General features: G+C 65.9%; 11 protein-coding genes. 5 read left to right on the forward strand and 6 right to left on the reverse strand.

Going from position 1 to position 11460, the window contains the following annotated elements:
* Positions 1-210: 210 nt before the first annotated feature.
* Positions 211-1287 (reverse strand): D-alanine--D-alanine ligase family protein, encoded by a 1077-nt coding sequence (locus A5777_RS07285; RefSeq protein ID WP_005208067.1) that lies wholly within the window; start codon positions 1285-1287, stop codon positions 211-213.
* Positions 1288-1372: 85 nt separating this feature from the next.
* Here A5777_RS07285 and A5777_RS07290 point away from each other — a divergent pair, with 85 nt between their 5' ends.
* A complete protein-coding gene (locus A5777_RS07290; protein WP_039856685.1) occupies positions 1373-2683 on the forward strand; it encodes a UDP-N-acetylmuramoyl-tripeptide--D-alanyl-D-alanine ligase in 1311 nt (436 codons plus the stop codon).
* Position 2684: 1 nt separating this feature from the next.
* Here the strand turns inward: A5777_RS07290 and A5777_RS07295 are convergent, their stop codons facing one another.
* Positions 2685-3482 (reverse strand): MerR family transcriptional regulator, encoded by a 798-nt coding sequence (locus A5777_RS07295; protein ID WP_005208064.1) that lies wholly within the window; start codon positions 3480-3482, stop codon positions 2685-2687.
* A gap of 51 nt (positions 3483-3533) precedes the next feature.
* Entirely contained in the window at positions 3534-3986 is a 453-nt protein-coding gene (locus tag A5777_RS07300; RefSeq protein ID WP_039856684.1) for a hypothetical protein, read from the reverse strand.
* Positions 3987-4122: 136 nt separating this feature from the next.
* On the opposite strand from A5777_RS07300, the gene tgt reads away from it, so the two are divergent.
* Complete coding sequence (gene tgt, locus A5777_RS07305) at positions 4123-5376, forward strand: tRNA guanosine(34) transglycosylase Tgt (protein ID WP_039856704.1); 1254 nt, start codon at positions 4123-4125, stop codon at positions 5374-5376.
* Positions 5377-5396: 20 nt separating this feature from the next.
* Here tgt and A5777_RS07310 read toward each other — a convergent pair whose 3' ends face one another.
* Entirely contained in the window at positions 5397-6269 is an 873-nt protein-coding gene (locus tag A5777_RS07310; protein ID WP_064862152.1) for a hypothetical protein, read from the reverse strand.
* 67 nt (positions 6270-6336) lie between these two features.
* Positions 6337-6540: a hypothetical protein gene (locus A5777_RS07315; protein ID WP_005208060.1), complete on the reverse strand. Its 204-nt coding sequence runs from the start codon at positions 6538-6540 to the stop codon at positions 6337-6339.
* 417 nt (positions 6541-6957) lie between these two features.
* On the opposite strand from A5777_RS07315, the gene A5777_RS07320 reads away from it, so the two are divergent.
* On the forward strand, positions 6958-8307 hold the full coding sequence (locus tag A5777_RS07320) for a hemolysin family protein (RefSeq protein WP_005208059.1): 1350 nt from the start codon (positions 6958-6960) through the stop codon (positions 8305-8307).
* Positions 8300-9325 (forward strand): hemolysin family protein, encoded by a 1026-nt coding sequence (locus A5777_RS07325; protein WP_005208057.1) that lies wholly within the window; start codon positions 8300-8302, stop codon positions 9323-9325. The genes A5777_RS07320 and A5777_RS07325 overlap by 8 nt, the downstream gene beginning before the upstream one ends.
* Positions 9326-9340: 15 nt before the next feature.
* On the opposite strand, the gene gluQRS is transcribed toward A5777_RS07325, so the two are convergent.
* Positions 9341-10276, reverse strand: a complete 936-nt coding sequence (gluQRS, locus tag A5777_RS07330; protein ID WP_005208056.1) for a tRNA glutamyl-Q(34) synthetase GluQRS — start codon at positions 10274-10276, stop codon at positions 9341-9343.
* 376 nt (positions 10277-10652) lie between these two features.
* On the opposite strand from gluQRS, the gene A5777_RS07335 reads away from it, so the two are divergent.
* Positions 10653-11460, forward strand: an 808-nt coding sequence (locus A5777_RS07335) for an ATP-dependent DNA ligase (protein ID WP_082933576.1), incomplete at its 3' end; no start/stop codon positions are given.

An 11460-nucleotide genomic window follows, 5' to 3' on the forward strand; every position in this document is an offset into this window, starting at 1 on the left:
AGAAACACCCCCTCATCTGCGTAGATGAGGGGGTGTTTCGCTGTCTGGGGGTTAGTTGGCTCTCCCGTTTTCAGTCATTTCTGAAGGGTCCCGACGAGCCGACCTGGGCTTTTGCCGCCGGGCATCTCTGAAATTGACTGAAAACGGGAGCGGCCCGGAACGTCTTCGGACGGAGCACGTCCACCTGCCGTGCCAGGCGGGGCGACGGCGTCAGTGCTCCGTCGAGAACCCCGCGCGCCGACGGTGCGCTTCCAGCGCAAGCGTGACGAGGCGGTCGATCAGGTCGGGGTAGGCGATGCCGGTGGCGCCCCACAGCTTCGGGTACATCGAGCCGGGGGTGAATCCGGGGATCGTGTTGACCTCGTTGAGCAGCCAGCCGCGGCCCGGCTCCTCGTAGAAGAAGTCGACGCGCGCCATGCCCGCGCACCGCATCGCGAGGAATGTCTTCGCCGCGAGCTCGCGGACCTCGCGTACCGCCTCATCGCTCAGCGGTGCCGGGATCACCAGCTGGGCTGCGCCGGTGATGTATTTGTCCTCGTAGTCGTAGAACTCGCTCCCGGAGATGATCTCGCCTGGCACCGACGTCTCGGGGTTCTCGTTGCCGAGCACCGCAATCTCGACCTCGCGCCCGGACACGAACTCCTCGATCACCACGACGTCGTCGTAGCGCAGTGCCAGGTTGATCGCGTCGTCGAGTTCGGTTGCGTTGTGCGCCTTGGTGATTCCCACCGACGACCCGAGGTTGGCCGGCTTGACGAACAGCGGCAGGCCCAGCTCCTCGATGGCGCGGAACGCGACGGTGCGCGGGTCGTCGACGCCGTCGCGGTATTCGATCCACCGGCACTGCGGGATTCCCGCCTGCGCGGCGATGACCTTGGCCATGCCCTTGTCCATACACGCTGCGGAGCTGAGCACACCGGCGCCGACGTAGGGCAGCTTGAACAGCTCGAGCATTCCCTGGATCGTGCCGTCCTCGCCGTGCGGGCCGTGCAGCAGCGGCAGCACAACGGTGATCGCTCCGTCGGAATCGGCCTGTAGCTCGCGCAGCGGGTCGACGACGGTGCCCGCGATGTCGAGTGCATCGGGCAGCGGTGTCTTGTCGGCCAGTGAGGCGATCACCTTGTCGTTGCGGACCCAGGTCCCGTTCTTCGCGATACCGATCGGGACGACGCTGTACTTGGCCGGATCGGCTGCTGCCAGCACGTGCGCCGCGGTCACGCGCGACACATCGTGCTCGGCGGACACGCCGCCGTAGAGAACAACCAGGCGAAGCAGGGGAGTCGACATGGGTCACACGATACGTCGACGCCTCGCCGCGCTCTCCCCGGCGTGCGGGGCGTTTTGCTCCTTCCTCTAGCGTTGAGTCGTGCACATGCAGGCAAATGAGGTGGCGGACGCGGTTGGCGGTCAACTCGTCGGAAACGACGTGACGGTCGACGGCGCGACGATCGACTCGCGCGCGGTGCGGTCCGGACAGCTGTTTGTCCCGGTCGTCGCTGCTCGCGACGGACACGACTTCATCGAGGGCGCGGTGTCGGCGGGAGCGGGCGCCTACCTCACCTCGACCGGCCCTGTCGAGGGCGTCGAGGCCCCGGCCATCACCGTCGTCGACACCGCGCTCGCACTCGCCGACCTCGGCCGCGCAGCGCGGCGTCGACTTCCCGAACGGGTGGTTGGGATCACCGGGTCGGTGGGCAAGACGTCGACCAAGGATCTGCTGGCCGGACTGCTCTCCACGACGTTCCGCACGGCCGCGAGCGAGAAGTCGTTCAACAACGAACTCGGCCTACCGCTCACCCTGTTCAACGCCCCCGACGACACCGAGGCCGCGGTCGTCGAGATGGGTGCGCGCGGGGTCGGGCATATCGAGTTGCTGTGTTCGATCGCCCACCCGACCGTCGGCATCATCACCCGGGTCGAGGGCGTGCACCTCGAACTCTTCGGCAGCATCGAGGCCGTCGCGCGTGCGAAAGGTGAACTGGTCGAGGCACTTCCGGCCGACGGCATCGCCGTGCTCAACGCCGACCACGAGCGCGTCGCGGCAATGGCATCCCGCACGTCCGCGCAGGTGCTGACCTACGGCCTCACCCCCTCGGCAGACGTCGTGGCCACCGACATCGTCGTCGACGATCAGCTCCGTGCATCGTTCCGCCTGCACACGCCGTGGGGCAGCACGCAGGTGTCGCTCGCGGCGCGCGGCGAGCATCAGGTGTCCAACGCGCTCGCCGCCGCGGCGGCAGCGGGCGGGCTCGGCGTACCCGTCGAGTCGATGCCCGCCGGGTTCCTCGACGCCGCGCTGTCGGGTCTGCGCATGGAGCTCTCCACCACGGCCGACGGCGTCGTCGTGCTCAACGACGCCTACAACGCCAACCCGACGTCGATGTCGGCCGCGCTGCGCTCCCTGGCGGCCCTCGATGCTCGACGACGCTTCGCCGTGCTGGGAACGATGGCAGAACTCGGACACGATTCAGCCGCCGAGCACGAGGCGATCGCGACCCAGGCCGACTCACTCGGCGTCACGGTGATCGCCGTCGACGAGCCCAGCTACGGCTCGACGGCCACCCACGTCGCCGACATCGACGCCGCCGTCGCAGCACTCGACGGACTCGAGCGCGGCGACGCGGTCCTGGTCAAGGGCAGCCGCGTCGCAGCGCTCGAGCGGGTCGCCGAAAAGCTGGGCTGACTCACTTCCCGTCTGTGTCCTTACCTTCTGCGTTGGCGCGGATCACGTCGCGCAGGAACACCGCGAGGCCGGGCGCGACGGCGTCGTAGTGCTTGGCGAATCGCGGATCGGCGACGTACATGTCGCCGAGACAGACCTGCATCTCGTAGCCGCAGTCGTAGAACTTCTCGATGCTCGCCCGATGTTGCTCGGCGAGATCGTTTGCCTCGGCAGAACTCGGTTCGACGCCGCGCCGCAACGCGTCGGCGAGTCGTGCCTCGAAGGCGTCGGCGTCGGCTTTGATCTGGCGCCAGTCGTCCTTGCTGAACTGGGCCGTTCGCTGCTGGCTCTGCTTCCACTCGTCGGTGTCACCCCAGCGCTGCTGCGCCTCGGCTGAGTACTCCTCGGGTAGCCACTCGTCGCCGAAGATCTCGCTCTGCTCGGCGGCCGACAACTGAATTCCTGACTTCTTCGCGTCCATCATGTCCTCCACTGCTGCGACCATCCGGTGCAAGCGAGCGATCCGCTCATTGAGCAGATCGCGCTGGGTGGTCAAGTGGCCCAGCGCATCTGCGTGCGGATCGTCGAGCAGGGTCGCGATCTGCTCGAGCGGAAAGCCCAACTCCCGGTAGGTCAGCACCTGGTGGAGGCGCTCGACGTCGGCGTCGTCGTACACGCGGTATCCCGCGGGTGTTCGGCCCGTCGGGATGACCACACCGATCTGGTCGTAATGGTGCAGCGTCCGCACACTGACGCCGACGAGGCCAGCGACCGCACCGACGGTGAGGTCGCCCGACGACGGGGCATTTCCTTCGCTCACACCGATGACCTTGCTGCCTGACGTCGCGTGAGGGTCAAGTCGGCGAATGCACTACGGCGCGAAGCCAACTCTGTCCGAGCCCTTCTCGCACGCCGCGAGCAGGCCGTGTCCGGTGGCCGGGGCGCACGACCAGCCGTCGACATCCTGCGGCTCACCACTCGAGATCTTCGGTCCGTACGACTTCGCCAGTGTCATGGCGTCGGCACAACTCACGTCGCCGGCCAGAATCTGTACGGTCAGCGCGCCGTCGGGCCCGGAGATCTGGTCGCACGACTTGGTGCCCGCGGCGGTCTCGGGCGGTACCGAGGTGGTCGGTGTTCCCGGTCGGGGGCCGCCGACCACGGCGGGGCTCGTCGAATCGCTCACCTGCGTCGTCGCAGAGCTCGACGTGTCTGATTGCTGGTCGGAGCCACAGCCGGTCAGCGCCAGGGACGTGGCCGCGAGGGCTCCGCAGCAGGCCAGCACGATCCGGGTGGGTACCTTGAGGTTCGTTCCGCGCGTCATGGACTCACCGTAGCGAATCGACGCTTCGGGTCCGCGGACCTCGTCGGGAGCTGGTTTGAGCTCAGGGCGCTCGACCTGCGAAGATCGGTCGGTGACCCCGCCCGACATCGACGCTCCCGACACCAACCCGACCGGTCTGCACCTGCATCCCGAACATTCGTACGCGGTGGGCACGCGGCTCGACGGTTCGCTCGGCCGCACAGGGGTCATCACGACGCCGCACGGCGAGATCCACACACCCGCCTTCGTTCCGGTCGGAACCAAGGCGACGGTCAAGACGGTCCTGCCCGAGGCGGTCGCCGCGCTCGGCGCGCAGGCCGTGCTCGCCAACGCCTATCACCTGTATCTGCAGCCGGGACCCGAGATCGTCGACGCCGCGGGCGGCCTCGGCGCCTTCATGAACTGGTCGGGTCCGACCTACACCGACAGCGGCGGGTTTCAGGTCATGTCGCTCGGCACGGGTTTCAAGAAGGTCATCTCGATGGACGTGACCGGCGAGCAGGACGACGAGAAGATTGCCGAAGGGCGCGAACGACTTTCCCGTGTCGACGACGACGGCGTCACCTTCAAATCGCATCTCGACGGGTCGTCGCATCGGTTCACGCCCGAGCTGTCGATGCAGATCCAGCACCAACTCGGCGCCGACATCATCTTCGCGTTCGACGAGCTGACCACGCTGATGAACACCCGTGGCTACCAGGAGAATTCGCTCGAACGCACCCGGCAGTGGGCGATTCGCTGTCTGGCAGAACACAATCGGCTTTCCGTCGAGCGTGGACATCGACCCCAGCAGTCGCTGTGGGGAGTCCTGCAGGGCGCGCAGTACGAGGATCTACGACGCAAAGCTGCCCGTGACCTGACCGAGCTCTCGCGTCGCGACCAGGATTCCGGTGGAAAGGGCTTCGGCGGCTTCGGAATCGGCGGCGCCCTGGAGAAGGCCAACCTCGGCACGATCGTCGGCTGGGTGAATTCCGAACTGCCAGAAGACAAGCCGAAACATCTGTTGGGTATCAGCGAGCCCGACGACATCTTCACCGCGATCGAGAACGGCGCAGACACCTTCGACTGCGTCTCGCCGACCCGCGTCGCGCGCAATGGCGCCATCTACTCGCTCGACGGCCGCTACAACATCACCAACGCGCGATACCGCACCGACTTCCGCTCACTTGATCCCGAGATCACCAACTACACCTCGCAGTACTCGCGCGCCTACCTGCATCACCTGTTCAAGGCGAAGGAAGGACTCGGTGCGACGCTGGCAACACTGCACAACGTCGCCTTCGTCGTGCAGATGGTCGACGGCGCGCGCAGAGCCATCGAGTCCGGCGACTACTACGCCTACCGCGAAGAGTTCCTCGGCCGGTACTACGCGGGCAATCGCAACGACTGAGCCACGCAATGGCCGGGTGATCAGGCCGTTTGCGACTCGAGAACCGTGTGTTCCGGCGTGATGCGTTCCCAGAAGACTGCGCCGACGCAGGCGATGACCACCCATCCGACGCCGATCACCCCGCACCACAGGATCAGCGTCATGGCCACCCCGATCGGCCCGAACCCGTTCCAGCCGGAAAGCAGCGCCGGAAATGCTACTCGCGAGGCGAGTGGCAGGACGACACCATCGACCGCGACCCCGGCCAAGCCGGCCAGAAGAAGATAGCGCAGACCTCGACCGCCGTCGCGGACCAAGAGCGGTGGGGTCAGTGACCAGAAGATCCACACCGGTATCAGCCCGACGACGAACATCAGCGCGTGTGTGGTCGAGGTGGCGCCGACGGTGTAGGTCAGCCATTCTCGCGTAGCCAGCATCACGAGGTACAGCAGGAACCAGATGGCGCCGCGGAGGAGACGTTGGCCGAGCCCGAACTGTTCCCGACGCCACGCCTTTCCGAAGATGGCGGCGATGGTGATCGACATGGGGATTCCCCAGACTAGGAAGCCCGCAACGCCGAATATGGTCCAGCTCGATCGCAATCCTGCGGAGTTGCCGAAGGCCTCGCGTACCTGGTCGTCGAGCGGGTGGTGGAGCCCGGTTTCCCGGATGAACACCGTTCCCGGGCTCGCGTTGGAGGCGAACCCGGAAAAGTATCCGAATCCGAGGATGATCAACGGAATCACCGTGGTGAACAGCTCGACTGACACGAGAGTGCCCGCGGTGCCGCCGTCGATCTCGGTGAACCGATCAGCGATCGCGGTCGTGATCCGACCCGACCGGGCCTCATGCAGTCGACGACGACGCTCCGCGAATCGACTCTCCGGATCGATACGCTCGCGCTGTTCACTCATTGGTGCATATCGAAATCACTCCGAACGCAGTCGCTACTTCTCGTTGGTCGCTACTACTCGTTGGTCGCTACTTCTTATCGTCGAGCTTTGTCTTCTCGTCGGCGGCCAGCCGGGCGATCACTGCTGCTCGCGACACCGGGTCGAGCGCGCCGATGGCGTTCTCGACCTCGGCAGTGGTCGCATCAACTGTGCGTCGCTTGCTGTTGAAAACTACCGCGGCGACCACGAGTGCGATACCCACAGCAGCGATGACAATTCGATTCGGACTCATGATGTCCTTCTTGGATTCGCTGGGATGCCTTCAGAGTTGAAGCTACCCTCGTCGCACCTCTTTGTGGTGAGCCAATGGTCCTGAAATCATCGGATTCGACTGTCCGCCAATGCAAATCACCAAGCCATGTCACCGATCGTGGACCAAACGGGCATACTGCCTGCGCCACCAGGTAGGCCGACGAGGATCCGCCCCTACTGCGGTCCGCACTCTCCGGGAACCAACGCAATGTCCGTTTCGTTGACTTTCACGTATCCTGGAGTCCGATATTCCACATCCCCACCCGCGACAGAAAGACACGATGAACCGCGCTCGGCGCAAAAAACGGAAACCTCGACGATCCGGCCCCCACTCGGGGGCATTCACAACTTCTGACCCGTCGGCATTTGTTCCGACGGTCCGCGACGAGGTGATCGCATGATGATGCTCCTCGGAATCGTGATCGGAATCCTCGTCGTCTTCGCCATCACCGCGTTGACCGGCTACTTCGTAGCGCAGGAGTTCGCGTTCATGGCCGTCGACCGGTCGCGACTCAAAGCCCGCGCAGCCGACGGTGATGCCGCGGCTGCCCGCGCACTCTCGGTGACACGCAGAACGTCGTTCATGCTCTCGGGCGCCCAGCTCGGCATCACCGTGACCGGCCTGCTCGTCGGCTACGTCGCCGAGCCATTGATCGGCAGTGGCGTCGGCGAACTGTTGGGCGACGTCGGCATCCCCGTCGCCGTCGGCGTGGCCATCGGCACCGTGCTGGCCGTCTTGTTCTCGACGGTCGTCCAGATGGTGTTCGGCGAACTGTTTCCCAAGAACCTCTCGATCGCACGCCCCGAGCCCGTCGCGCGTCGACTCGCGCTCTCGACGTCGATCTACCTCAAGGTGTTCGGTCCGGTCATCTCGCTGTTCGACGCCGCGTCGAACCTTCTGCTCAAAGCGCTGCGGATCGAGCCGGTGCACGACGTCGAGCACTCCGCGTCACCGCGCGACCTCGAACACATCGTCGCCGAGTCGCGGGAGGTCGGGGAGTTGCCCGCCGAACTGTCGACGCTTCTCGATCGTGTCCTCGACTTTCCCACTCGTACAGCAGAGCACGCGATGGTGCCCCGGCCACTCGTCGACTTCGTCGCAGCCGATACGTCGCTGTCGGAGGTTCGCGACCTGATGGCCGTGGGGCATACGCGATATCCCGTGGTCGGAGCCAACCCCGACGACGTCGTCGGGATCGTGCATCTGCACGATCTGCTCGAACGTCTCGACGAAACCAGCCTCACCGCAGCTGATCTCGCGCGACCCGCCGCGATCGTGCCCACCACGCTGCCGCTTCCGGCGGTACTCGAACGACTCGACACCACCTCTGACGACGAGATGGCTGTCGTGATCGACGAATACGGCGGAATCGCAGGCATCATCACCGTCGAAGACATCGCCGAGGAGATCACCGGCGAGATCGACGACGAGCACGATACGACATCGTCCGAACCGATCGAACTGACCGACGACGGCTGGCTCGCCCGCGGCGACACACACCTCGACGAAGTGTCACGCGTCATCGGGCACGACGTGGCCGAAGGCGACTACGAAACCCTGAGCGGACTTGTGATTTCGACGTCGGGCGGACTGCCCCAGGTCGGAGACAGCGTCGAATTGCCGCTTGCCGACGGCGCTTTCGGCGTCGCCGCTCCAACGGTGACCGCAACGGTGACGCAGGTCAGACGCCGCGTGCCCGCAACCGTCCATCTCGTCATCACCGAGTCGGGAGACGCCGATGAGTAACCCGTGGGTTGTGCTCGCGGTCACGGTCGTGTTGATCGCGGCGAGCGCGTTTTTCGTCGCCGTCGAATTCGCGTTGATCGCGGCTCGTCGCCACCGTATCGAGGATGCCGCACAGACCAGTCGTGCCGCGCGGGCCGCGCTACGCAGTTCGTCGGAACTGTCTGTGCTGCTTGCCGGTTCGCAGTTGGGTATCACCGTGTGCACGCTTGCGCTCGGCGCGGTGACCAAACCCGCTGTGCATCACTGGATCACGCCGGGAATCGAAGCACTCGGCGCGCCGCTGTGGATCGCCGACGTCGTGGGATTCATACTCGCGCTGATCATCGTGACATTCCTTCACCTGGTGGTCGGCGAGATGGCACCCAAGTCGTGGGCGATAGCCCACCCGGAGAGATCGGCTGTGCTGCTGGCGATTCCGATGCGCGCCTTCATGTGGGTGGTGCGCCCGGTGCTCGTCGTGCTCAACCAACTCGCCAACTGGTGCCTGCGTCGCGTTGGTGTGCAACCCGTCGATCAGGTGTCGTCCGGGCAGGATTCGGCGACGTTGCGACAGTTGGTCGACCACTCCGCCGAGACCGGAGTGCTCGACGACGAGTATCACCACAGGCTCAGCGCGGCGTTGGCCACGGAGGCGCTCGCGGTGGGCGACGTCGTCGGCGACGGCGCACTCGACGGTGTTCCCGCGGATGCTTCTCCCGCTGGGATTCAAGAGGTTTCGCGTCAGACGGGGCACTCTCGGTTGCTCGTCGTGCGCGGTGGGGCTGATGAGAACCTCACCCGCGACTCGGTGATCGGCGTGGTGCACGTCCGCGACAGTCTCAATGCCGCAGCCGATGTCACGGCTGCCGACCTTGCCCGAGATGTGTTGATCCTGCCTGCCGAACTACCCGCGTACGAAGGTATGGCGCGCATGCGAGACCAGCGTGCACATATCGCGCTGGTCTCCGCCGGTGATGAGATTCTCGGCGTGCTGACGCTCGACGATCTGCTCGACAGACTGCTGACCACCGCGTCCTGAGCGGATGCGACTGCCTCAGATCCATTCGTCGTCGGTGAGAATCCACGGCTGCGTCGGGAGCTTCGTCGGATCGAATCGTTGAGCGAGGTCGGCGAGGGTGACATGTTCGCCGGGCTCGGCCAGCCGTAACGACGCCGCGATGTGGTCGAGAACGGTCGCGGTGTCGACGCCGCGGGCGGCGAGGTCGGCGAGTGTGACTGCTCCGTCGCGCTTCGACAAACGAATCTGCTTGTCGTTGAGCACCATCGGGACATGCGCGTAGACCGGCGGTGTGTGTCCGAGCAGCGTCGTCAGATATGACTGGCGTGGCGCCGACGGCAGGAGGTCGTCGCCACGGACCACCTGGTCGATACCCTGCTCGGCGTCGTCGATGACCACCGCGAGGTTGTAGGCGGGCGTGCCGTCGCCGCGTTGGATGACGAAATCGTCGACGGCTCCGGTGTATTCGCCGTGCAGGACGTCGACGACGCTGAACTCGTCGACGTCCGACACGATCCGGATCGCGGGAGGACGCCCGGCTGCGCGCTTACTCTCGCGCTCCTCTGCGGTGAGGTGTCGGCACGTCCCGGGGTACGCGCCCGGTGGGGAGTGCGGCGCCGACGGGGCTTCGAGGATCTCGCGTCTGGTGCAGAAGCACTCGAAGGTGCGGCCGCGCCTGGTCAGGTCGTCGATCAGCGCGCGGTACCGATCGAGCCGGTCGGTCTGGTACACGACCGGCGGCTCCCAGTCGATCCCGAGGGCGTGCAGGTCGTCGATCTGTCGCTGATCGGATCCCACCGCGGTGCGGTCGAGGTTCTCCATGCGCAGCAGAAACCGGCGGCCCGAGGTGCGGGCGAAGAGCCACGCCAGCACGGCCGTGCGCAGGTTGCCGACGTGCAGGTCGCCCGACGGCGACGGCGCGTACCGCCCGGCAGGAAGCGCCGACTGCGCAGCGGGTTCGTGTGCGGACATCGGTCACGACACTACCGCCCCCGGTGGTCTCGACAAGCTCGACCAGCGGGGGAGGCTCGCCAAGCGGGTGGGCCCTTTCCGCTGATTGAGCGGCCGCGAGCGCAGCGAGCTGCCGAACCCTACCGCTGATTGAGCCGGCCGCGAGCGGAGCGAGTTGCCGAGTCGAAATCACTTGGGGTGGTCTCGACAGGCTCGACCAGCGGTGGGCGCTTGACCAGCGGGGGGAGGCTCGACCAGGGGTGGCGCCTTTTCCGCTGATTGAGCCGGCTGCGAGCGCAGCGAGCTGCCGAGTCGAAATCACCAGCGGGGGACGCTCGACCAGCGGCCGACCGCGCGGCTCATTGCGGGATCGTCGTGCAATGGGGAGTATGGGGTGGTGGACCTACCGGTCATGCCTCCCGTCGCGCCGATGCTCGCCAAGGCTGTCTCAGCGGTGCCGGAACAACCAGACGGCGAGCCGTCGTGGTCCTACGAACCCAAGTGGGATGGCTTTCGTGCGTTGGTCTTTCGCGACGGCGACGAGGTCTACATCGGTTCTCGCGGAGGCAAAGACCTGGCGCGCTACTTCCCCGAAATCGTCGACGCCGCGCGCGCCGAACTCCCCGACAAGGTGGTCCTCGACGGCGAGATCGGCGTCCCGTCCGTCATCGACGGCGTGCACCGCCTCGACTGGGACTCGCTCGCGCAGCGGATTCACCCCGCCGACTCACGCGTGCGGATGCTCGCCGAGAAGACGCCCGCGATCTTCATCGGATTCGACGCGCTCGCACTCGGCGACCTCAGCGTCGTCGACGAACCCTTCGCCGTACGTCGCGACACGCTCGTGAAGGCGGTGGGCCCACACGAGACCGGCAGGCGGTTCAACGTCAGTCGCGTCACCGCCGACGCCGACACCGCGCGCACCTGGTTCTCCGCATTCGAGGGCGCGGGCCTCGACGGCGTGGTCGCCAAGCGGATCGGCTCGCCGTACGTCGAGGGCAAGCGCGAGATGCTGAAGGTCAAACACAAGCGCACGGCCGACTGTGTGGAGATCTCCCGAATCGGTGTAGAGGCCCAACAACATCGAACCCAGACCGGTTCCGCTCTTGTGCACTCGGTAGCCGATGACCACACAGTCGGCCGTGCGCTTGTGTTTGACCTTCAGCTTCTCGCGCTTGCCCTCGACGTACGGCGAGCCGATCCGC

Source organism: Gordonia sp. 852002-10350_SCH5691597 (genome assembly GCF_001665715.1).
In the GTDB taxonomy this organism is placed as follows: domain Bacteria; phylum Actinomycetota; class Actinomycetes; order Mycobacteriales; family Mycobacteriaceae; genus Gordonia; species Gordonia sputi.